Annotated in this window: 21 protein-coding genes and 1 riboswitch; of the genes, 15 read left to right on the top strand and 6 right to left on the bottom strand. The window is 72.5% G+C overall.

Translation table 11 applies throughout. The features are described from left to right. Positions 1-187: 187 nt before the first annotated feature. A riboswitch (FMN riboswitch) is annotated at positions 188-318 on the top strand. A 103-nt stretch (positions 319-421) separates the two neighbouring features. The 6 genes from ribD (at position 422) to SROS_RS13745 (ending at position 5,280) form a co-directional block, all read left to right on the top strand. Beyond that, positions 422-1,588, top strand: a complete 1,167-nt coding sequence (gene ribD / locus SROS_RS13720; protein ID WP_012889535.1) for a bifunctional diaminohydroxyphosphoribosylaminopyrimidine deaminase/5-amino-6-(5-phosphoribosylamino)uracil reductase RibD — start codon at positions 422-424, stop codon at positions 1,586-1,588. Further along, complete coding sequence (locus SROS_RS13725) at positions 1,589-2,197, top strand: riboflavin synthase (RefSeq protein WP_012889536.1); 609 nt, start codon at positions 1,589-1,591, stop codon at positions 2,195-2,197. Next, the gene (locus SROS_RS13730) at positions 2,194-2,856 is read left to right on the top strand and encodes a nicotinamide mononucleotide transporter family protein (RefSeq protein WP_012889537.1); all 663 of its coding nucleotides are present in this window, start codon (positions 2,194-2,196) and stop codon (positions 2,854-2,856) included. Before SROS_RS13725 ends, SROS_RS13730 begins: the two co-directional genes overlap by 4 nt. Continuing rightward, positions 2,853-4,067 carry a bifunctional 3,4-dihydroxy-2-butanone-4-phosphate synthase/GTP cyclohydrolase II gene (locus tag SROS_RS13735; RefSeq protein ID WP_012889538.1) on the top strand — a complete coding sequence of 405 codons (1,215 nt, stop codon included), beginning with the start codon at positions 2,853-2,855 and terminating at the stop codon, positions 4,065-4,067. The genes SROS_RS13730 and SROS_RS13735 overlap by 4 nt, the downstream gene beginning before the upstream one ends. Positions 4,068-4,122: 55 nt before the next feature. Beyond that, a complete protein-coding gene (gene ribH, locus SROS_RS13740) occupies positions 4,123-4,593 on the top strand; it encodes a 6,7-dimethyl-8-ribityllumazine synthase (protein WP_012889539.1) in 471 nt (156 codons plus the stop codon). Positions 4,594-4,821: 228 nt separating this feature from the next. Further along, complete coding sequence (locus SROS_RS13745; RefSeq protein ID WP_012889540.1) at positions 4,822-5,280, top strand: PH domain-containing protein; 459 nt, start codon at positions 4,822-4,824, stop codon at positions 5,278-5,280. A 495-nt stretch (positions 5,281-5,775) separates the two neighbouring features. Here the strand turns inward: SROS_RS13745 and SROS_RS13750 are convergent, their stop codons facing one another. Beyond that, the gene (locus tag SROS_RS13750) at positions 5,776-6,915 is read right to left on the bottom strand and encodes a sensor histidine kinase (RefSeq protein WP_245564632.1); all 1,140 of its coding nucleotides are present in this window, start codon (positions 6,913-6,915) and stop codon (positions 5,776-5,778) included. A gap of 9 nt (positions 6,916-6,924) precedes the next feature. Further along, entirely contained in the window at positions 6,925-7,611 is a 687-nt protein-coding gene (locus SROS_RS13755; protein WP_012889541.1) for a response regulator transcription factor, read from the bottom strand. Positions 7,612-7,709: 98 nt separating this feature from the next. Here SROS_RS13755 and SROS_RS13760 point away from each other — a divergent pair, with 98 nt between their 5' ends. Further along, positions 7,710-8,171, top strand: a complete 462-nt coding sequence (locus SROS_RS13760; protein ID WP_012889542.1) for a hypothetical protein — start codon at positions 7,710-7,712, stop codon at positions 8,169-8,171. Between the two features lie 17 nt (positions 8,172-8,188). On the opposite strand, the gene SROS_RS13765 is transcribed toward SROS_RS13760, so the two are convergent. Further along, complete coding sequence (locus SROS_RS13765) at positions 8,189-8,857, bottom strand: potassium channel family protein (RefSeq protein WP_012889543.1); 669 nt, start codon at positions 8,855-8,857, stop codon at positions 8,189-8,191. After that, complete coding sequence (locus SROS_RS13770) at positions 8,850-10,190, bottom strand: TrkH family potassium uptake protein (RefSeq protein ID WP_012889544.1); 1,341 nt, start codon at positions 10,188-10,190, stop codon at positions 8,850-8,852. Before SROS_RS13770 ends, SROS_RS13765 begins: the two co-directional genes overlap by 8 nt. A 49-nt stretch (positions 10,191-10,239) precedes the next feature. On the opposite strand from SROS_RS13770, the gene SROS_RS13775 reads away from it, so the two are divergent. From SROS_RS13775 to SROS_RS13790, 4 genes are read left to right on the top strand one after another with little or no spacing between them, the layout of a single operon-like run. Beyond that, positions 10,240-11,136: an AAA family ATPase gene (locus SROS_RS13775; RefSeq protein ID WP_148269074.1), complete on the top strand. Its 897-nt coding sequence runs from the start codon at positions 10,240-10,242 to the stop codon at positions 11,134-11,136. After that, a complete protein-coding gene (locus tag SROS_RS13780; protein WP_012889546.1) occupies positions 11,120-12,289 on the top strand; it encodes a vWA domain-containing protein in 1,170 nt (389 codons plus the stop codon). Before SROS_RS13775 ends, SROS_RS13780 begins: the two co-directional genes overlap by 17 nt. Beyond that, positions 12,282-13,388, top strand: coding sequence for an XdhC family protein (locus SROS_RS13785; protein WP_012889547.1), 1,107 nt, complete (start codon positions 12,282-12,284; stop codon positions 13,386-13,388). The genes SROS_RS13780 and SROS_RS13785 overlap by 8 nt, the downstream gene beginning before the upstream one ends. After that, complete coding sequence (locus SROS_RS13790; protein WP_012889548.1) at positions 13,385-13,966, top strand: nucleotidyltransferase family protein; 582 nt, start codon at positions 13,385-13,387, stop codon at positions 13,964-13,966. The genes SROS_RS13785 and SROS_RS13790 overlap by 4 nt, the downstream gene beginning before the upstream one ends. Before the next feature lie 64 nt (positions 13,967-14,030). On the opposite strand, the gene SROS_RS13795 is transcribed toward SROS_RS13790, so the two are convergent. Beyond that, positions 14,031-14,930 (bottom strand): endonuclease/exonuclease/phosphatase family protein, encoded by a 900-nt coding sequence (locus SROS_RS13795; RefSeq protein ID WP_012889549.1) that lies wholly within the window; start codon positions 14,928-14,930, stop codon positions 14,031-14,033. A gap of 176 nt (positions 14,931-15,106) precedes the next feature. Here SROS_RS13795 and SROS_RS13800 point away from each other — a divergent pair, with 176 nt between their 5' ends. From SROS_RS13800 to SROS_RS13805, 3 genes are all read left to right on the top strand, one after another. After that, positions 15,107-16,147 (top strand): LLM class F420-dependent oxidoreductase, encoded by a 1,041-nt coding sequence (locus SROS_RS13800; RefSeq protein ID WP_012889550.1) that lies wholly within the window; start codon positions 15,107-15,109, stop codon positions 16,145-16,147. A 143-nt stretch (positions 16,148-16,290) separates the two neighbouring features. Further along, complete coding sequence (locus tag SROS_RS54205; RefSeq protein ID WP_012889551.1) at positions 16,291-16,389, top strand: putative leader peptide; 99 nt, start codon at positions 16,291-16,293, stop codon at positions 16,387-16,389. A gap of 76 nt (positions 16,390-16,465) precedes the next feature. Continuing rightward, on the top strand, positions 16,466-17,761 hold the full coding sequence (locus tag SROS_RS13805; protein WP_148269076.1) for a dicarboxylate/amino acid:cation symporter: 1,296 nt from the start codon (positions 16,466-16,468) through the stop codon (positions 17,759-17,761). Positions 17,762-17,954: 193 nt separating this feature from the next. Here SROS_RS13805 and SROS_RS13810 read toward each other — a convergent pair whose 3' ends face one another. Then, positions 17,955-19,826: a glycoside hydrolase family 9 protein gene (locus SROS_RS13810; protein ID WP_012889553.1), complete on the bottom strand. Its 1,872-nt coding sequence runs from the start codon at positions 19,824-19,826 to the stop codon at positions 17,955-17,957. 107 nt (positions 19,827-19,933) lie between these two features. Between SROS_RS13810 and SROS_RS13815 the strand changes: the two genes are divergently transcribed. Further along, complete coding sequence (locus SROS_RS13815; RefSeq protein WP_043655543.1) at positions 19,934-21,001, top strand: M24 family metallopeptidase; 1,068 nt, start codon at positions 19,934-19,936, stop codon at positions 20,999-21,001. The last annotated feature ends 7 nt before the right edge of the window (positions 21,002-21,008 follow it).

The following is a 21,008-nucleotide window of genomic DNA, read 5'->3' on the forward strand; positions in this document are numbered from 1 at the left end:
CCGAACGGGAATCCTTCCGGCCCGTTCGGTGCTGTTCGTGGCGGTGAGCGTCGCCCGCCCGCCGAGGCGGTGTTGACCAAGCGCTCGCTTGGTCAACATAATATAGGGGTGTTCAGGCCCTTTGTCGGGCATGGCACACTGAGGTACGGGGAGCGAGTCCGACAGGACGAGCGACCCGAAAGGCAAGCAGCGTGCTCCGGGGTCGGTGAAAATCCGAACCGGCGGTTACAGTCCGCGACCCGGTCGAAGCCATCGACCGGTTGACCCGGTGAAATTCCGGGACCGACGGTTAAAGTCCGGATGGGAGGAAGCGCGCGAGCGGAGAGTGCCCCCAGGCACCCTCCGCTGACTGGGTGCATGCACCTGTTATCCCCCGGGGCCCGCCGTGGCAGAGCAAGCTACTGGCGAGTAGGAGACCCGGGTGACTGATCAGGCGCACATGCGCCGGGCGATCGAGCTCGCCGCGCGCGGACGCGGCACCACCAGCCCCAACCCCGTCGTCGGATGCGTCGTCCTCGACGCCGCCGGACAGGTCGTGGGGGAGGGCTTCCACGCCTACGCCGGTGGCCCGCACGCCGAGGTGGTCGCGCTGCGCGCCGCCGGAGAGCGCGCCAGGGGCGGCACCGCCTACGTCACCCTCGAACCCTGCGACCACACCGGCCGCACCGGGCCCTGCGCGCTCGCCCTGCTGGAGGCCGGGATCGCCCGCGTCGTCGTCGCGGTGCGCGACCCCAACCCCGCGGCCGCCGGCGGCGCCGACCGGCTCACCCGGCACGGCGTCGCCGTCACGACCGGCGTGCTCGCAGAGGAGGCCGGGCGCGGCAACGCCGAGTGGCTGACCTCCGTCCGGCTCGGCCGGCCGCACGTCACCTGGAAGTACGCCGCCACGCTGGACGGCCGTTCGGCCGCCGCGGACGGCACCAGCCAGTGGATCACCTCGCCGGAGTCCCGCGCCGACGTGCACCGCCTGCGCGGCGAGGCCGACGCGATCATCGCGGGCATCGGCACCGTCCTCGCCGACGACGCCCGCCTCACCGTCCGCCGCCCGGCCGCGGACGGCGCCCCCGCCGGCGTGGACTCCGGCCTCCCGGACGGGGCCGCCACCGCCCGCCCGCTGGCGCAGGGCGCTCCCGCCACGAGGCCGCCGCTCCGCGTGGTCGTCGACAGCGACGCCCGCACCCCGCTCACCGCCCGCGTCCTGGACGGCCGGGCGCCCACGCTGGTCGCGGTCGCCGACGACGCCGACGCCGACGCGCTCGCGGCCGGGGCCGAGGTGGTACGGCTGGCGCGGCGGCGGCCGTACGGGCTCGACCTGGCGGGGCTCCTGGCCGAGCTGCACCGCCGCCAGATCGTCGGTGTGCTGCTGGAAGGCGGGCCCACCCTCGCGGGCTCCTTCCTGAAGGAGGGCCTGATCGACCGGGTCGTCGGTTACCTCGCCCCGGCGCTGCTGGGGGAGGGGGCCGCCGCGCTCGGCCCGGCGGGCGCCGCCACGATCGCCGAGACCCACCGCCTGGAGTTCGAGGATGTCACCCCCATCGGGCCGGACCTGCGTCTGACCGCCCGGCCGGTACCCCTGAAGGAGCTGTGAATGTTCACCGGAATCGTTGAGGAACTGGGCGAGATCGCCGCGATCGAGCCCCTGCGGGACGCGGCCCGGATGTCGATCCGGGGCAAGGTCGTCACCGCCGACGCCGGGCACGGCGACTCCATCGCCGTCAACGGCGTCTGCCTGACCGTGGTGGAGGTGGACGGGGAGGTGTTCACCGCCGACGTGATGAAGGAGACCCTTGACCGCAGCTGCCTCGGGGCGCTGCGGCCCGGCTCCCGGGCCAACCTGGAGCGCGCGGTCCGCGCCGACCAGCGGCTGGGCGGCCACATCGTGCAGGGCCACGTGGACGGGACGGGCGTGCTGCTGTCGCGCGAGCCCGACGAGCACTGGGAGGTCGTCCGGTTCTCCCTCCCGGCCGAGCTGAACCGCTACGTGGTCGAGAAGGGCTCGATCGCGGTGGACGGCGTCAGCCTGACCGTGGTCGGCGTGGACGGCAGCGGGTTCGCCGTCAGCCTGATCCCGACCACCCTGCAGCTCACCACCCTCGGCGCCAAGCAGCCGGGTGACCCGGTGAACCTCGAGGTGGACGTGATCGCCAAGCACGTGGAGAAGCTCGTCGGCGCGTACGGCCTCGGGGGCAGGTCGTGAACTGGGCCGAGGCGGGATTCGAGGTCTTCGGCACGAAGGTCCTCTGGACGGACCTGGTCGGAAACGTGGCCGCCCTGGCCACCGTTCTGCTGGCCATCCGCAAGTCGATCTGGACCTGGCCGGTCCAGCTCACCGCCTCGGTGCTGCTGCTCATCGCCTCGGTCAACGCACACATCACGGGCAACGCGCTCAAGCAGATCATGTTCGGTGCCTTGGCCGTCTACGGCTGGTGGCGCTGGACGCGCGGCACCCAGGACGGCCGGGGGCTGGCCGTACGCCCCGCGACCACCCTCGAACGGCTGGCGCTGGTCGGGGTCATGCTCCTGGGCACGCTCGCGGTCGGTGTGATCTTCTTCGTCACCAAGCTCTCCTGGGGCGCTTTCGTCCCGCCGCCCGAGGGATATCTCCTGGTGCTCGCCGACTCCTACATCTTCGTCGGCAGCGCGGTCGCCACCTGGGCCCAGGGCCAGGCGCTGGTCGACTTCTGGCTGATCTGGATCGCGGTGGACCTGGTCGGCGTGCCGCTGGCCTTCAGCTCGGGACTGGTCGTCTCCGGGGCGGTGTACGGAGTGTTCTTCGTGCTCGTCCTGGTCGGATTCTTCAACTGGCTAAAGGAGTACCGGTCGAGGACCGTACTCGTTCCCAAGGAGGCGGTGTGATCAAGCTGGACCCGATCGAGAGGGCGATCGCCGACATTCGCGAAGGCAAGCCCGTGGTGGTCGTCGACGACGAGAACCGCGAGAACGAAGGGGACATCATCTTCGCCGCGGCGAAGGCCACGCCGGCGCTGCTGGCCTTCACCATCCGGCACACCAGCGGCGTGATCTGCGTGTCGATGCGCGGCGAGGACCTCGACCGGCTCGGCCTGCCGCTGATGGTCAACGACAACCGGGAACGCCTCCGCACCGCCTACACGATCAGCGTGGACGCCCGCGACGGGGTGAGCACCGGCATCTCCGCCTCGGACCGGGCCAAGACCATCCGCACCCTGTGCGACTCGGCCACCGAGCCGTTCGAGCTGGTACGGCCCGGCCACGTGTTCCCGCTCCGCTACCGCGAGGGCGGCGTGCTGGTCCGGCGCGGCCACACCGAGGCGGCCGTCGACCTGGCCAGGCTCGCCGGGCTGAGCCAGGCGGGCGCGCTCGCCGAGGTCGTCAACGACGACGGGACCATGAAGAGACTGCCGGAGCTGCGCGAGTTCTGCGACGAGCACGACCTGGCGCTGGTCTCGATCGAGCAGCTCGTGGAGTTCAGGCGGCGCAGCGAGCGGATGGTGACCCGGGTCGCCGAGACGCGCCTGCCGAACAGGCACGGCATGTGGCGCGCGTACGGCTACGCGAGCGCGCTGGACGGCGGCGAGCACATGGCCCTGGTCTACGGCGACATCGAGGACGGCGAGAACATCCTGGTCCGCGCGCACTCCGAGTGCCTGACCGGGGACGTGCTCGGGTCGCTGCGGTGCGACTGCGGAGTGCAGCTCGACCACGCGATGTCCGAGATCGCCGCCGAGGGCCGGGGCGTGGTCGTCTACCTGCGCGGGCACGAGGGGCGCGGGATCGGCCTGCTGGCCAAGCTCAAGGCCTACAGCCTGCAGGACGACGGCCGGGACACCGTGGACGCGAACCTGGAGCTCGGGCTGCCGGTGGACGCCCGGGAGTTCTCCAACGCCGGGCAGATCCTCGCCGACCTGGGCGTCAAGTCGGTCCGGCTGCTGACCAACAACCCGGCCAAGCTACGGGGTATGGACGGGTACGGCATCAAGGTGCTCGGCCGCGAGCCGATGCCGGTGGCGATGAACCCCTACAACGAGAAATACCTGACGGCCAAGCGCGAGCGCCTCGGCCACGACATCCAGGAGGAGAAGGCATGATCAGGCGGGACGCGCCCGCGGGGGCGCACTCAGGGCCGCTGGGCGGGGGGCCCGCATGAGCGGCGCCGGACGCCCGAGGATCTCGGCCGTCGACGCCGGCGGGCTGACCGTCGGCGTCGTGGCCGCCCGCTGGCACGAGAAGATCACCGACCAGCTCGTGGCCCGGGCCGTACAGGCCGGCGAGGACAGCGGCGCCACCGTGACCGTGGTCCGCGTGGCCGGGACCCTGGAGATCCCGGTCGTGGCCCAGGCCCTGGCCCGGCGGTACGACGCGGTCGTCGCCCTGGGGGCGGTGATCCGGGGCGGGACCGCCCACTTCGAATACGTCTGCGACTCGGTGACCTCCGGCCTGACGCGGGTCGCCCTCGACGAGGAGACCCCGGTCGGCAACGGCGTGCTGACGTGCGACTCCCTCGACCAGGCCGTCGACCGCTCCGGTCTGCCGGGCAGCCACGAGGACAAGGGGTACGAGGCGACCGTGGCGGCCCTGGAGACCGCCCTGCTCCTGAGAGACCTGCGGAAATAGGCGGGAGCGCGCCCGCGGCGGGCCGGAGGCCTCCTGCCCCGCCGGCCGCGTCGCGCGACGCCCGCCCCGCTCCGCGGCGGGCGCGGGCGGCGAAGGAAAAGGGAGGATCCGCGGACCCTCCGTGCGGAGTCATGGCCGGCGGGGCCGTGCGGTAAATTTCATTCGGCACTGTGTCGGCAGTCACACCGGTTATGACCGGCGGTTTTCCCGAAGGATTGTGATCTTCAAGTGAGCCCCGAGAGCGTCCCTCCGCCTGAGCTTCCCGTGGTGTGGCGGCCGAAGATGGGACGGATCGTGGCGTACGGCTTCGCCGCGGCGATCATGCTGGGGGCGCTGCTGATGGCGATCTTCCTGCCGCCGCCGTTCACCGTGGTCGACAAGGTCGCCATGGTCGTGCTCGGCGGGCTGATCGCCGGAGTGCTGCACCTGCTGGGGCGCTGCCGGGTCGAGGCCGACGAGCGGGGGATCACCGTGGTCAACCCGCTGCGGGTGCACCGCTACGAGTGGCCGGAGGTGCTGGGGGTCACCCTGACCCAGAGCGAGCCCTGGGCGAAGATCGACTTCACCGACGGGGCGACGATCGGGGCCATGGGACTGCAGGGGTCGGAGAAGGACCGGACCGTGCGGCAGGTGGGCGAGCTCGCCGCACTCATCCGGGAGCGCGGCGAGGCCGAGGAGACCCGCTAGCCCCTCCTCCGGCGGGCCGCCGGACCCCGCGGGCACGACCGTGCCCCCCACCCGGAACGGGCAGGGGGCCGGCCCATGCGACGTGATCTCAGTCGATCGGTAGGTTCCGTTCTCGCCGCTCCGGCTGTGGTCCTCCTGGTCATGGGCGTCCCGGCTGCCGTCTCCCCGGCTGCCGGCCCTCCGGCCGACGATCTTCACTCCACCGCCGCGGAGACCTTCCGTGAGGCAGCCGTGTCACCGCCGCCGGCCGTCCCGGGCTCCGGAGCCCGGTGGCGTCCCGCGATGTCGGGAGTGCGATGACCCCTCCAGGCTGCCAGGGGGCCGGATAGCAAAACGCTGCGGTGTTCCTAACGAATCGTTAAGACGGGGCCGGACCGAGTTCGAGGGTGATCTCGGCCCCTCCCGACGGGGCCGGACCGGCCCGCAGCCGGCCGCCGGAGCCCTCCGCCGTACGGCGTGCGATGTCGAGCCCCAGACCGGTGGAGGACCTGCCGCTCATCCCGCGGTCGACCGAGGCCGGATAGGGAACCCGGGGCCCTCATCGGTGATCACCAGCAGGGCGCCGCCGCCCGGCCGGGGCGCCAGCTCGACGGTGAAGGGCGTGCCATCGGGCGTGTTGGCGAACACGTTCTCCAGCAGCAGGTCGGCACAGGCGGCCAGGTCCTGCGCGCTGACCCCGACGGGGAGCGGGATGCCGGGCAGGCGGAGCCCCACCGGCCGGTCCTGGTCCTCGGCGAGCGCCGACCAGAAGGTGACCCGATCGGTGATCACCTCGGTGGCGTCGCAGCGCGCCACGCCGTCGCGGCCGAACCGCCGGGCCTCCCGGATCACCTGGGTGACCATGCGTTCGAGGGTGTCGACGGCCTCTCCCACCCGCGCGGCCTCGTCCTTGTCCCGCAGGGTCTCGGCCTCCAGCCGCAGCGCCGTGACGGGGGTGCGGAGCTGGTGGGAGAGATCGGCGACCGCCTCGCGCTCGCGGGTGAGCAGCTCGCGGATGCGCGTGGCCAGATGGTTGAGGGCGGCGCCGACGTCACGGATCTCCGGCGGGCCCGCCGGCTCCACTCTCGCGTCCAGGTCTCCGCGGGCCAGCTGGCGGGAGAGGCCGGCGACCTGCCTGACCGGCTGGATCAGGGAGCGGGCGAGCCGGTCGGCGACGACGATCCCGACGGCGAGCAGCGCCAGCCCGATCAGGCCCAGCACGGACCATGCCCGCCCGACCCCCTCCCGGAGCCGCTCGGTGCCGACGAACGTACGGATGACCGAGGTGCCGCCGGCCCCGCCCTGGACGGCCACCAGGATCTCCCGGCCGGCCGGGGTCTCCATGGTGATGCTGCGCCCGCGCGAGGCCAGCTCGACCGCGGGATCCCAGGAGGCCGGGGCGCCGAGCGACGTGCGATCCGGCAGGAAGACCGTGATCGGGGTGTCGGCGGATCCGTTGACCTGCCGCAGGGTGGCGTCGAGGCTGTCGCGGTCGCCCAGGGCCACCACGGCGGCCAGCGACTGCGCCTTGGCGGTGGCGCCGGCCGTGGCCCGCTCGGCGGCGACCGTGCTGACCAGCATGGCCAGCGGCACGAGGAACGCCACGAGGACCAGCGAGGTGGTCGCCACCGCGAGCAGGGCCAGGCGCCGTCTCATCGTCCGGCCTCATGGACCCGGATCGACGAGTTTGACGCCGACGCCGTGGACGGTCTGCAGGTAGTGCGGCCGCTGGGCGCTCTCGCCGAGCTTGCGGCGCAGCCAGGACAGGTGCACGTCGACGGTCTTGTCCGCACCGCCGTACGCCATCCGCCACACCTCGGTGAGCAGCTCCCGCTTGGAGACGACCTGGCCGGGGCGGACCGCGAGATAGTGCAGCAGGTCGAACTCCTTGGGCGTCAGGCCCAGGGGAGTGCCGTCGAGCGTGGCCTCGCGCGCCGCCGGCTCGATGTGGAGGCCGCCGACCACCACGGGCGCCGTCCCTTCGTCGGCGTCCCGGCCGCGGCGCAGCACGGCCCGGATCCGGGCGTCCAGGTGGGCCGCGCTGAACGGCTTGACGACGTAGTCGTCGGCCCCGGCGTCCAGCGCCCGGACGATCTCCGGCTCGTCGTCGCGCGCGGTCGCCACGATGACCGGGACGGCGCTGACGGCCCGCAGCATGCGCAGCACCTCGCAGCCGTCGAGGTCGGGCAGGCCCAGATCGAGCACGACCAGGTCGGGCCGGTCCGCCACCGCCCGCGTCAGCCCCGGCATGCCCGCGGAAGCGGACGCGACGGCATGCCCGCGTTCGGTGAGCGCGCGGGTCAGCGCGGATCTGACCTGGGCGTCGTCCTCGACGAGGAGCAACTGTGCCACGTCTTCACGCTAACCTTTCCCTAATCGGCCGGCTGCGTTAACCACGTCGTGAGGCCTGCTTGGCGGGGTGTTAGCAGGGCTGATGAGACGTTTGTTCAGTGAACAGGCACACCCTGCTCGGGCTGGGCGGGTGGCTTGCCGCGGCCACCCTCACCACGGTCGCCAGCACCTGGGCGGTGTCGCTGATCGGTGTCCACATCACCGGCCAGGACGTCCGGCCCATGACGCTGAGCGAGGTCGAGCGCACCCTGGTCAGCGCGACCGGCAGCCCCGCGCTCGCCCAGCCCGCCCGTCCCGCCTCGCCCTGGCCCGGAGCGGCGACCAGGGAGTTCTCCTACGGTGAGGGGTCCGTCGTCACCGCCTGCGACGCCGATCGGGCCGTCCTGCTGTCCTGGAGCCCGGCCCAGGGGTACGGCGTCGGCAGGGTCGAGCGGGGGCCCGCGCCGGCCGTCTCGGTCCAGTTCGCGTCCGGCGGCGACCGGACGACGGTCCGCGTCACCTGCCTGGCGGGGGCACCCGCCGCGACGACCCGCTCCACCTCTTCCAGCACTTCCGAGTGAGACCTTCCCGCCCGGCCTCAGGTCTCCTCGGCGAACCGTTCGGTCTTGTCGGTGTCGCCCGCGACCAGCAGGGTGTCGCCGCCGTCGATGACCGTCTCGGAGGTGGCGTAGGTGAACCTGCCGCCGGATTTCTTGATCCCGACCACGGTTACCCCGTACTTCTTGCGGATGCCCAGCTCGCCCAGCGTCCTGCCCGCGGCCCAGCGGGGGGCTTTGGTCTTGACCAGCGCGTAATCCTCGTCGACCTCCACGTAGTCGAGCATCCGGCCGGTGACCAGGTGCGCGACCCGCTCGCCCATGTCGTGCTCGGGCTGCACCACGTGGTGGGCGCCGACCCGCTCCAGGATCCGGCTGTGCTGGAGGCTGATCGACTTGGCCCAGATGTCGGGCACGCCGAGGTCGGCGAGGATGGAGGTGGTCAGGATGCTCGCCTCGATGTCGGTGCCGATGCCGACCACGGCCCGGCCGAACTCGGCGGCTCCCAGCTGCGTGAGCGCGTCCGGGTCGGTGGAGTCGGCGCAGACCACATGGGTGAGCTGCCCGGACAGCTCCTGGACGTTCTTGGGGTCGTTGTCGACCCCCAGCACCTCGATGTCGCGTCCCACCAGCTCCACCGCCAGCGCGCCGCCGAACCGGCCCAGTCCGATCACCACGACCGCGTCGCCGCGGTTCTTCTTGTCAACCAACGAGGGGACGCTCCTCCGGATAGCGGAACCGACGGGTCTGGATGTGCAGCGCCAGCGCGGCACCGAGGGTCACCGGGCCGAGCCGGCCGATGAACATCAGGGCCGTCAGGACCAGATGCCCGCTGGTGCCGACGTCAGGCGTGATCCCCGTGGACAGGCCGACCGTGCCGAACGCGGAGACCACCTCGAACAGTACGCGGTCCAGCTTGAACGGGGTGACCATCATCATGACGAATGTGCCGGTGGCGACCGAGGCCACGCTGAGCAGGGCGATGGTCAGCGTCTGCCGCTGGAGCTGCTCGGGGATGCGGCGGCGCCCGGCCGTGACGTCCGGCTCGCCGCGCAGCTCGGCCAGGATGACGTAGGCGAGCAGCGCGAACGTCGTCACCTTGATGCCGCCGCCGGTGCTCGCGCTGCCCGCGCCGATGAACATCAGCACGTCGCTGATCAGCCAGCTGTTCTCGTTCATCTGGGAGATGTCGACGGAGTTCAGGCCGCCGCTTCGGGTCATGGCGCTGTGGAAGAACCCGGCCAGGATGCGCAGGCCGGGGGAGAGGGGCCCCAGCGTGCCGGGGTTGTTCCACTCGGTGACGGTGATGGCCGTCGCCCCGCCGAACAGCAGGATGGCGGTCATTCCCAGAGTGATCTTCGCGTGCAGCGACCAGCGCGCCGGATGGCGCCAGTTCTGCCGGAGCACGGCGTAGACAGGGAAGCCGAGGCCTCCGGCGACCACCCCCAGCGCCAGCGGGAGGCAGACCCACGGGTCGGTGACGAACCGCATGATGCTGTCCGGCCAGAGCGCGAACCCGGCGTTGGTGAACGCCGAGACCGCGTGGAAGACGCCGTGGTAGGCGGCGCGGCCGAACGGCTCGCCGTACCCGATGACGAAACGGGCGGTGAGCGCCACGGCGATCAGCGTCTCCACCGCCAGCGTGACCTTGGCGACGCCCACGAGCACCCGGCGCACGTCGCCCGGCCCCAGGGTCTTGGTCTCGGCCTGGGTGTTGAGCCGGGCGCGCAGGCCGAGCCTGCCGGAGACGACCACCGCGAGGATCGAGGCGAGCGACATGATCCCGAAGCCGCCGATCTGCATCAGCACCAGGATCACCATCTCGCCGAAGAACGTCCAGTGCGCCGCCGTGTCCTGCACGGCGAGCCCGGTGACGCACACCGCCGAGGTCGCGGTGAACAGGGCGGAGGTCAACGACGCCTCCCGGCCCGCCTCGACCGCGATGGGCAGCGACAGCAACGCCGTGCCGCTGAGGACCACCGCGAGGAAGGCGGCCACGACGACTCTCGAAGGCGTGTTGATCTGCCGGACCAGGTTCTTCACAGACGGTGAGAATACGCTTAAGTCGAACCTGCGGGCGTAGCCTGAGGTGGTGCTGAGGCGGACAATCGAGGCGTCGGACGTGGGATCGCCCGGAGAGCTGGCGGAGCTGCTCGACCGGGAGGCCTATCTCGCGGACGAAGGGCTGGCCACGGTGGCGTTCCTCGCGCTGCGGATGGGCCGCCCGCTGCTGCTCGAAGGCGAGGCCGGGGTCGGCAAGACCGAGCTGGCCAGGACGCTGGCCACGGTGCTGGGGGCGCCGCTGATCCGGCTGCAGTGCTACGAGGGGCTCGACGGGCCGCAGGTGCTCTACGACTGGGACTTCGCCCGCCAGCTCCTGCACCTCAAGGCGGCCGAGGCCGGTGGGGTCACCGACGCGGCCCGGCTGGAGGGGGAGGTCTACGACCGGCGGTTCCTGATTGCGCGGCCGCTGCTCAAGGCGGTGGAGACCCAGCCCAGCGTGCTGCTCATCGACGAGATCGACCGGGCCGACGTGGAGTTCGAGGCGATCCTGCTGGAGGTGCTCTCGGACTTCGCGATCTCCATCCCGGAGCTCGGCACGATCCGGGCCGAGCGGCCGCCGGTGGTCGTGCTGACCTCCAACCGCACCCGCGAGGTGCACGACGCGCTGAAGCGGCGCTGCCTCTACCACTGGCTGGAGCACCCCTCCTTCGACCGGGAGGTGGCGATCCTGCTGCGGCGCCTGCCCGCCTGCTCCGCGACCCTCGCCGAGCAGGTCGCCAGGGCGGCCGGACGGCTCCGCGAGGCGGGGCTGGTCAAGCCGCCCGGGGTCGCCGAGACCATCGACTGGACCGAGGCCCTGCTGACTCTCGGCGCCCGCGAGCTGGACCCCGACCTGGCCGCGGCCACGCTGGGCGCCTTGCTCAAGCACCGCGAGGACCACGAGACCGTGCTCGGGAACGGGGTCTTCGGTGATCTCCGAGGCTGAGGGCCCTGACCGGGCGGGGGATGGTTCCGACCGGCCCGGCCGGAGGGAGGACGGTCCGCCCGGCCAGGGGACGGCGGGGGACCTGGTCGCCGTCATGACCGGGTTCGCCAGGACGCTGCGCGCGGCGGGGGTCCCCGCCGACCACGAGAGGACCCAGGGCCTGCTGCGCGCGCTGTCGCACCTGGACGCCGCCGAGCCGCGCGACGTCTACTGGGCGGGCCGGTTCACCCTGTGCGCCTCGGCCGACGACCTGCCGCGTTACGACAGGGTCTTCCACGCCTACTTCGGCGGGCTGCGGGCGGGCCGTGCCAGGCCGGCCGCGATCACCGTCACCCGGCACACCGCCGCCCTGTCCGGCGCCCCCGGCGGCGACGACGGTCCCGCCCCGGTGGCCAGTGCGAGCGAGGCGGAGGTGCTGCGCAACCGGGACGTGGCCAAGATGACGGGGGCGGAGCTGGCGGAGGTGCGCCGGCTGCTCGCGGTGTTCCGGGTGGGGCGCGAGCAGCGCAGGTCGCGGCGGTTGCGGCCGGCGCACCGGGGACGGCTCGACAGCAGGGCGACGATCCGCGAGACCCTGCGGCGCGGCGGCGAGACCGCCCGGCTCCGCTACCGCGCGCACCGGACCAGGCCCCGCAGGGTCGTGTTGCTGGTGGACGTCAGCGGCTCCATGACCCCCTATGCCGACACGCTGCTCCGGCTCGCCCACGCGCTGGTCAGATGCGAGCCCCGGGCCACCGAGGTGTTCAGCGCGGGCACCCGGCTCACCCGGCTCACCGCCGAGCTGCGCCACCGCGACCCGGCCACCGCGATGGACGCCGTCTCCCGGTCCATCCCCGACTGGAGCGGCGGCACCCGGCTGGGTGAGGAGCTCAAGAGGCTCCTGTCGCTGAACGACGCCAGGGGCGCGGTGGTGGTGATCGCCTCCGACGGGTGGGAGCGCGGCGACGTCTCGCTGCTCGGCGCGGAGATGGCCCGGCTGTCCCGGATGGCGCACCGGGTGATCTGGGTCAACCCCCACAAGGGACAGCGGGGCTACCAGCCGCTCACCGCCGGGATGCGCGCCGCCCTGCCCCACATCGACGACTTCGTGGCCGGGCACAGCCTGGCCGCCTTCGAGGAACTGGCCGGATTGCTGGGAGGGGCGCATGCGTGACGTGCTGTCGCAGATCGTGCGGTGGTGGGAGTCCGGGCAGACGTTCGGCCTGGCCACCGTGGTGGAGACCTTCCGCAGCGCGCCCCGCCCGCCGGGCGCGTCCATGGCCGTGCTCGGGGAGGAGGCCGAGGGAAGCGTCTCGGGCGGCTGCGTCGAGGGGGCCGTCTACGAGCTGGCCCGGGAGGTGGCCGCCGCCGGCACGCCGGTCCTGCAGCGGTACGGCGTGAGCGACGACGACGCCTTCTCGGTCGGCCTGACCTGCGGCGGCATCCTGGACGTGTTCGTCGAGCCGGTGTCGCGCGAGACGTTCCCCGAGCTGGGGGCGATCGCCGGGTCGGTGCGGGAGCGCGAGCCGGTGGCGGTGGCGACCGTGCTGTCCGGGCCGGGCGCGATCGGCGCCCGCAGGGTGATCTGGCCGGACCGCTCCTCCGGCTCGCTGGGCGTGGCGCGGCTGGACGAGGCGGTGGACGACGACGTGCGGGGCATGCTCGCGCAGGGGCTCACCGGGGTCCGGCGGTACGGCTCACGCGGGGAGCGGCGGCTCGACGAGCTGTCGGTCTTCGTGCACTCCTTCGCCCCGCCGCCCCGGATGCTGGTCTTCGGCGCGATCGACTTCGCCGCCGCGGTGGCCAGGATCGGCAAGTTCCTCGGCTACCACGTGGTCGTGTGCGACGCCCGTCCGGTCTTCACCACGGCCAGGCGCTTCCCCGAGGCCGACGAGGTGATCGTCAAGTGGCCGCACGACTACCTGACCTCGATCACCGTGGACGAGCGGACCGCGATCTGCGTGCTCACCCACGACCCGCGGTTCGACGTCCCGCTGCTGGAGGTGGCCCTGCGCACCCCGGCGGGCTACGTCGGGGCGATGGGCTCGCGCCGTACCCACGAGGACCGGCTGGCACGGCTCCGTGAGGCGGGCCTGGGGGAGGCCGAGCTGAAGCGGCTCCGCTCCCCGATCGGGCTGGACCTGGGGGCGCGGACCCCGGAGGAGACCGCGGTCTCCATCGCCGCCGAGCTGATCCAGCTCCGCTGGGGCGGTTCGGGACAGCCCCTCACCGACGGCTCCGGCCGGATCCACGGCGACGGGGCCCAGTCGTGACCACGCGGGGGGCGGGCACCGCGGGGCTGCTGCTGGCGGCCGGTTCGGGCTCGCGGCTCGGCACGCCGAAGGCGCTGGTGGAGTTCCGCGGCGAGCGGCTGGTGGACCGGGGCGTCCGGCTGCTCCACGACGGCGGCTGCCATCCCGTGGTCGTCGTGCTGGGGGCCGCCGTCGCGCAGGTGCGCGGGGCGGTGGCCGTACGGAATCCGCGGTGGAGGTCCGGGATGGGCTCCTCGCTGCGCACCGGCCTCGGCGCGCTCCCCGGCGACGCGCGGCACGTGGTGATCGCCCTGGTGGACCAGCCGTTCATCGGCCCGCGGGCGGTGGAGCGGCTGATCCGGGCCGCGCGCGAGGGCGCCTCGGTCGCCGTCGCCACCTACGGCGGGGCGCCGAGGAACCCCGTGCTGATCGCCAGGGAGCACTTCGAGGAGGTCGCCGCGCTCGCGACCGGTGACGTCGGCGCCCGGCCGTTCCTCCGGGCCCACCCCGAGCTGGTCGTCACGGTGCCCTGCGACGACACCGGCGATCCCGCCGACATCGACACCCCAGCGGATCTGTCCGCGCTGCGGATGCGCTGAGGCCGCGGGCAGGCCCTCCCGGGCGCCGCCGCCCGCGCCGCGCGGGCGAGGCGGCGCGGCGCGGTCAGGAGCCCTCTCCCATGCGCAGCGAGGCGAAGGCGGCGCGGTGGTCGCTGCCGGCGGCCGGCTCGACGCCGGCGGCGGTCGCGGTGAGGCCGCGGTAGAGGATGTGGTCGGGACGGGTGATCGGGAAGGACGACGGCCAGGTGAAGCCGAAGCCGGTGCCGGCCTCCTGCTGGGCGTCCGACAGCGGGGGCACCAGGCCGGAGCGCTTGCGGTCGGTGGTGGCGGTGTTGAGGTCGCCGAGCAGGAGCAGGTGCTCGCTCTCGTCCCTGTCGACGATCTTGCGGGCGTGCGCGAGGGTCTCGTCGCGCTGGGCCGTCTTGCCGGGGCGGGCCGAGGCCAGGTGCATGACGTAGACGGTCAGCTTCCCCTTGGGCGTCCTGACCACGGCCCGCAACGCCCGCACCCAGTCGAGGCCGATGTCCACCTTGCGGGCCTCGACGATCGGGAAGCGGCTCCACAGGCCGACCGTGCTGACCTGGTAGCGGTGCGGGAAGCGCTCGCCGAGCGCCTTGGCCGCCGGGCCGCCGGGGGTCAGCTCCTGCGCGGCGACCAGGTCCCGGCCCTTCGACACGGCCCGTACGGCCCGGCCCGAGGCGGCGTTGGTCACCCCCACGTTGACGGTGGCCACCGACAGGTCGCTCGGCCCGCCCGGCGGGGAGCGCAGCAGCGCGGGACCGAACATGACCCCCCATACGGCCGCCGGGACCAGCGCCGCGACGATCACCTGCCACGAGCGGGTGAACAGCGCGGCGACCAGCAGCACAGGAACGGCGGCGCCGAGCCAGGGCAGCAGGCTCTCCAGCACGGGCGTGAACCCGCCCAGTTCCGGTATGAGCCGGTGGCCGCCGAGAACCAGGGCCAGCACTCCCGCCACCGCGATGATCGACCGTCTCAGCACGCCGCTCCTCGTCCGCCCGTCCCCGGAGGGCTTTCCCCTGCCCCGAAATGCGTACGCTACCGGCCCCGTGGCCTGGACGCGGGGGCTTGGTGCTTCGGCGGTGAGTCGATAGCCTTTGCACCGGAGACAACGGAACATCATTCGGTTTCGTGGGCGCGCGGAAGGACGATCTCAGGATGCGTATCGGTATGGCCCTGAACTACTCGGGGGGCTTCAAGGAAACCGTGGCCGAACTGGCCGACTACGAGAAGGCCGGTCTCGACATCGTCTTCGTCGCCGAGGCCTACAGCTTCGACGCGGTCAGCCAGATGGGCTACATCGCGGCCAAGACCGAGCGTCTGCAGATCGCCTCCGGCATCCTGCCGATCTACTCCCGTACGCCCACCCTGCTGGCCATGACCGCCGCCGGAATGGACTACGTCTCCGACGGCCGCTTCACCCTCGGCCTGGGCGCCTCGGGCCCGCAGGTCGTCGAGGGCTTCCACGGCGTGCCGTACACCGCTCCGCTGGGCCGCACCCGCGAGGTCGTCGAGATCTGCCGCCAGGTCTGGAAGCGCGAGCGCCTGACCTACGAGGGCAAGCACTACACGGTGCCGCTCCCCGCGGGCCAGGGTACCGGCCTGGGCAAGCCCCTGAAGATCATCAACCACCCGGTCCGCGACCGCATCCCCATCGTGATCGCCGCCATCGGCCCCAAGAACGTCGAGCTCTCCGCGGAACTGGCCGAGGGCTGGGAGCCGATCTTCTACATGCCGGAGAAGGCCGCCGACGTCTGGGGCGCCTCGCTGGCCGCGGGCAAGGCCCGGCGCGACCCGTCCCTGGGCGAGCTGGACGTCATCGCCCAGGCGGCGCTGGCCATCGGCGACGACGTGGCGGACTGGCTGGAGCTGGGCCGCCCGATGGCCGCCCTCTACATCGGCGGTATGGGCGCCAAGGGCAAGAACTTCTACAACGACCTCGCCCGCCGGTACGGCTACGAGAAGGAGGCCGAGCAGATCCAGAACCTCTACCTCGACGGCAAGAAGGACGAGGCCGCCGCGCTCGTCCCGCAGGAGCTGCTGGAGAAGATGTCCCTGATCGGCTCCGAGGGCCACGTCCGCGAGCGCCTCCAGGCGATGAGGGAGTCGGGGGTCACGACCGTCAACGTCGCCCCGCTGGGCCGTACCCACGACGAGCGCATCCGGCTCATCGAGAGGGTCAGGGAGCTCGCCTCCTGACGCCTCCGGGTGGAGGGGGTCCCGGCTCCGGCCGGGGCCCCTTCTCCCTTTTTCCGGCCCCTTGCCGCCGCCCGCCCGCGGTCTCCCGGTCCGCACTGTGACCTACATCACATGTGAAATCGGAATATAGATACTTTGTGAGGATGTTCTACCTCGCCGTGAGGTTCTTCCCGGTGATCGTGTGGCTCGTCGAGCGGCTGCACGTCGACCTGTGCCGTCTCAGCAGCCAGCTCTGTCGCTGAGCAACGCTCCCGCTCCCCAATCCTCACCCCGCATGCCCGTGTCCGCTCCGGCATGCCCTTTTTCGGAGTTCCGTTCATGAAGAGGTTCTCTTTCTCCCTGCAATTGCTGCTGGGCCTGGTGGTCGGCGTCGCCCTCGGCTTCATCGCCCGCGCCGGTGACGTCACCTGGCTCACCGCCACCCTGACCGAGGTCGGCAAGATCTTCGTCCAGCTCCTCAAGCTCGCGGTCCCGCCGCTGGTCTTCACCGCGGTCGTCGTCAGCGTGGCCAACCTGCGCAACGTCAACGGGGCCGCCAGGCTCGCGGGCAAGACGCTGCTGTGGTTCCTGGTCACCTCGCTGATCGCCGTGGCCTTCGGCATCGGCCTCGGACTGGTCCTCAACCCCGGCCAGGGCGTCACCATCGCCACCGAGGGCGCCAAGGCCGTGGACCTGGAAGGCGCCGGAACCTGGGTCGACTTCCTGACCGGCATCATCCCCACCAACATCGTCACGGCCTTCACCGAGCTCAACGTCCTCCAGATCGTCTTCCTGGGAGCCGTCCTCGGTGCAGCCGCCCTGGCCGTCGGGGACAAGGCCGAGCCGTTCCTCGGCTTCAGCCGCTCGGTCCTCGAACTGGTCCAGAAGGCCCTGTGGTGGGTCATCCGGCTGGCCCCGATCGGCACGGCCGGTCTCATCGGCAAGTCCGTGGCCAGCTACGGCTGGGACCTGCTCGCCCCGCTCGCCAAGCTCAGCGCGGGCGTCTACATCGGATGCCTCCTGGTGCTCCTGGTGAGCTACCCGCTGCTGCTCGCCTTCGTCGGCAAGGTCAGCCCGATCACCTTCTACCGCAACGCCTGGCCCGCCATCGAGCTGGCCTTCGTCTCCCGCTCCTCGGTCGGGACCATGCCCCTCACCCAGCGCGTCACCACCGAGCGCCTGGGCGTGGACCGCGACTACGCCTCCTTCGCGGTGCCGTTCGGCGCGACCACCAAGATGGACGGCTGCGCCGCGATCTACCCGGCCCTCGCCGCGATCTTCGTGGCCCAGGTGTTCCACATCCCGCTCGGGGTCGGCCAGTACCTGCTGATCGCCTTCGTCTCCGTGGTCGGCTCCGCCGCCACCGCCGGCCTCACCGGCGCGATCGTGATGCTCACCCTCACCCTGAGCACGCTCGGCCTGCCCCTTGAGGGCGTCGGCCTGCTGCTGGCCGTCGACCCGATCCTGGACATGATCCGCACCGCCACCAACGTGGCCGGCCAGATGGTCGTCCCGGTGCTGGTCGGCAGGACCGAGGGCCGTCTCGACGAGGCGGTCTTCAACGCCCCGCCCCAGCCCCTCGACGACGCTCCCGCCGAGAGGGCGGTCAGGGTCCCCGAGCCCGCGACCGCCTGACGGTCCGGGTTCCCGTCGAGAGGGCGGTCAGGTGCCAGAGCCCGGGGCCGTGACCGCCTGACGGTCCGATCACGTACGGCCCGCCACCCCCGAACGGGGGTGGCGGGCCGTACTTCCGTGTCCGGCACGGCCCGGCGGGCCCCCGCCGGTCCCGGTGACAGGGGGAGCCCGGCCGTGCCGCACAGGCAGCGGGTCAGCGGTCCTTCGACATCAGCGTGAGCGCGTACAGCGCGATCGCCGCGAAGTCGTCGGCGGGCTCCGAGGCCTGCCAGGAGCGGACGTCGTCGACGTAGCGGGAGCCGCGCCCGGTGAACTCCTCGTAGCGGTCCACGCCGTCGCCCGGGCAGCGCCTCATCTCCTCGAAGTGCTCGCCCAGGCCGCCGGAGAACAGGTCCTCGCTGTTGGGCCCGTTCACGACCGCGCCGGTGGCGAGGGGGCGGCGGCCGTCGACGCGGCCCTTGAGGTTGGCGATCTGGTGGTGCGGGCAGCGCTCGAAGTTCTCGCCCGCGCCGACCATGAACGACACGCCCCAGGCGTTGGCGCCGAAGGTCCAGTTGCGCTGCCGGGTGCCGAAGGCGTCGTAGGAGCGGTCACCGCTCACCGCCCGGTACAGCCGGGAGGTGGCGGCCAGGCCGAAGGCGTGCGGCACCGCGTCGAAGCCGTCGTACACCGCGCCGGCCCCGAACGGGTCCTTGGCGGCGCGCCCGGCGCCGATCTCCAGCTGCGCCTTCAGGTCGCCGAGCAGGTGTGACTCGTCCACCGCGAGGTCGCCGGCCCCGGCGGCGCGCAGCGCGCGGACCAGGTCGGCGTGGCCGAGGGCGCTGACGTCGTAGAGGTTGAGCGTGTCGCCCCCGGCCTCGTGCTCCAGGTACTGCCCGGCCCAGTGCGCGGCCTGCCGGAGCCATTCCCCCGCGCGAGGATCCTCCAGCCGCTGGGCGGCCAGTGCCATCTCGGCCCCGCCGAGCTCCATGTCGTCGCGCCACACGCTCTCCGGATAGAACGCCCACGGCAGCGAGGTGGTCAGCCTGCCCACGTTCTCGGTCCTGGCCAGCGCGTAGATCGAGGCGGCCTTGTCCAGCAGCCGCTGGGCCCGGTACCGGTCGGGCTCCACCTGGGAGGCCAGGGCGAAGGCGGCGGCCGTACGGCCCGCGAGGTTGGGGCTGATCGGCTCGCCGGGCGGGGCCGCGCGGAAGACCGGGCGGTTGCGGATGAACTGCCGCCCCTGGCCGGTGTCCCCGTCGTCGGCCTCGGGCAGGCGCCAGAGGTCGTGGTCGCCGGCGAACGTGCCCTCCGCGTCGCCCGCGCCGATGCCGACCTGGATGTAGAGGGTCCTGGAGCGCTCGTCCCACATCTTGTCCAGCCACTTCAGGCCGTGCGCCGCCTCGGCCCGGAGCCGGGGGTCCACCACGGGCCCGGCGTCGCGCCTGGCCGCCCAGAGCAGCGTGTCGACGTAGGCCAGGATGTGGGTGAACTTGAGGTAGTCGCCCGCGTCGAACCAGCCGCCCTCGACGTCGACGGTGGTGCCGAGGGCGGTGAGCCCGCCCTTGATCTGGTCGGTGTCGGGGCCGGTGAAGGCCGGCCACTCGTAGACGGCGGCCCGGCGGTCGTTGAGGTGGGAGGGCCTGCGTCCGAGCTCGCCGGGGACCACGTCGGCGCCGTCGCGCTGGGCGCCGAAGAACGTGACGACCTTGGAGGCGGGGCCGGCGAACTGCGCCGCGGGGGCGACCCGGAACTCGGCCGGGGCGGCCGCGGCGGTCCTGATCCGGTACCTGCCCGGGACGCGGAGCCCGCTGAGGTCGACGGCGTAGACGTGACCGTACTTGGCGTTCCAGGGGCCGAGGTCCGCGCCGGCCCTGCCGCGCAGCACCTCCCTGCCCCGGTGGTCGACGACGGTGAAGGGGGCCGCGGCGGCCGGGCCCGTCGTCATCAGGTAGGCCCGTTTGGTCTCGGAGGGGGCGAATCCGACCTGGTCGACCCGGATGAACCCGGTGGTGCTCTCGGCCAGGGCGGGGCTCCCGGCCGTCACGAGTGCGGAGAGGGCTACGGCGGCGAGAATGCGTCGCATCGGCGCTCCTGGTGCGGGGGGAAGTTAGGAAACCTTCCTAACCTTTGTCGGGAAGGTAGCGACACCTGGGAGGGGGGTCAAGAGCGGCGGTCAATAGCATGCGGAACATGACCGTCACCCATGCTCGGCGCCGCGAGAGCCTCGCGGCACTGCTCCCCGCTCACGAGGCGGACGCGATCCTGGTCACCCGCGGCGTCAACGTGCGCTACCTGACCGGCCTGGCCAGCTCCAACGCGGCGGTGCTCGTCCGGGCCGACGCCCGTGCCACGCTGGCCACCGACTCCCGCTACGCCGAGACCGCGCGGCGCTCCTGCTCCGACATCGAGGTGGTCGAGGAGCGTGACGTCGCCGGATGCCTGGTGGTGATGGCCGACAGGGTCGCCGTCGAGGCCCACCACATGCCCGTCGCCGACTACTTCCGGCTGGGCGAGGACCTGCTGCGCCTGTCCGGATTGGTGGAGTCGGTGCGCCGGGTCAAGGACGAGGCCGAGATCGACCTCCTCCGCGACGCGTGCGCGATCACCGACCAGGCCTTCGCCGACGTGCTGCCCATGTTGCGGCCCGGGGTGACCGAGAGGGACATCGCCAGGGCGCTGGAGTCCCGGATGATCGAGCTGGGCGCCGAGAAGCCCGCCTTCGACTCGATCGTGGCGAGCGGTCCCAACGGCTCGATCCCGCACCACTCGCCCTCGGGCCGGCCGCTGGAGCGGGGCGATCTGGTCACGATGGACTTCGGGGCGCTGCACGAGGGCTACCATGCCGACATGACCCGGACGGTGGCGATCGGCGAGCCCGCCTCGTGGCAGCGCGAGCTGTACGACCTGGTCCGCGCAGCCCAGCGCGCCGGCCGCCATGCCGTACGGCCCGGCGCCGCCCCCCACGAGGTGGACGCCGCCGCCCGCGAGGTGATCGCGCAGGCGGGGTACGGAGACTACTTCGGCCACGGCCTCGGTCACGGTGTCGGGCTGGAGATTCACGAGGTGCCGTTCCTGTCTCCGCTGAAGCCAGAGCCCGACCATGAGCACGCTAGACTAGAGGATCGAGTTCCGGTCACCGTTGAGCCTGGAGTTTACCTACCGGGCAGGGGCGGCGTCCGCATCGAGGACACGCTCGTGACGCGTGATGACGGACCGGAACTTCTCACACGGACGACCAAAGAGCTGCTTGTCCTTTAAGAGCGGC

Origin of the sequence: Streptosporangium roseum DSM 43021 (assembly GCF_000024865.1) — a bacterium.
Lineage (GTDB): Bacteria > Actinomycetota > Actinomycetes > Streptosporangiales > Streptosporangiaceae > Streptosporangium > Streptosporangium roseum.

Bases quoted from the DNA above. Each gene is read 5' to 3' on its own strand.
- SROS_RS13725 (WP_012889536.1), top strand. From the start codon at position 1,589: ATGTTCACCGGAATCGTTGAGGAACTGGGCGAGATCGCCGCGATCGAG.
- ribH (WP_012889539.1), top strand. From the start codon at position 4,123: ATGAGCGGCGCCGGACGCCCGAGGATCTCGGCCGTCGACGCCGGCGGG.
- SROS_RS13750 (WP_245564632.1), bottom strand. From the start codon at position 6,915: ATGAGACGGCGCCTGGCCCTGCTCGCGGTGGCGACCACCTCGCTGGTC.
- SROS_RS13785 (WP_012889547.1), top strand. From the start codon at position 12,282: ATGCGTGACGTGCTGTCGCAGATCGTGCGGTGGTGGGAGTCCGGGCAG.
- SROS_RS13800 (WP_012889550.1), top strand. From the start codon at position 15,107: ATGCGTATCGGTATGGCCCTGAACTACTCGGGGGGCTTCAAGGAAACC.
- SROS_RS54205 (WP_012889551.1), top strand. From the start codon at position 16,291: ATGTTCTACCTCGCCGTGAGGTTCTTCCCGGTGATCGTGTGGCTCGTC.
- SROS_RS13805 (WP_148269076.1), top strand. From the start codon at position 16,466: ATGAAGAGGTTCTCTTTCTCCCTGCAATTGCTGCTGGGCCTGGTGGTC.
- SROS_RS13810 (WP_012889553.1), bottom strand. From the start codon at position 19,826: ATGCGACGCATTCTCGCCGCCGTAGCCCTCTCCGCACTCGTGACGGCC.
- SROS_RS13815 (WP_043655543.1), top strand. From the start codon at position 19,934: ATGACCGTCACCCATGCTCGGCGCCGCGAGAGCCTCGCGGCACTGCTC.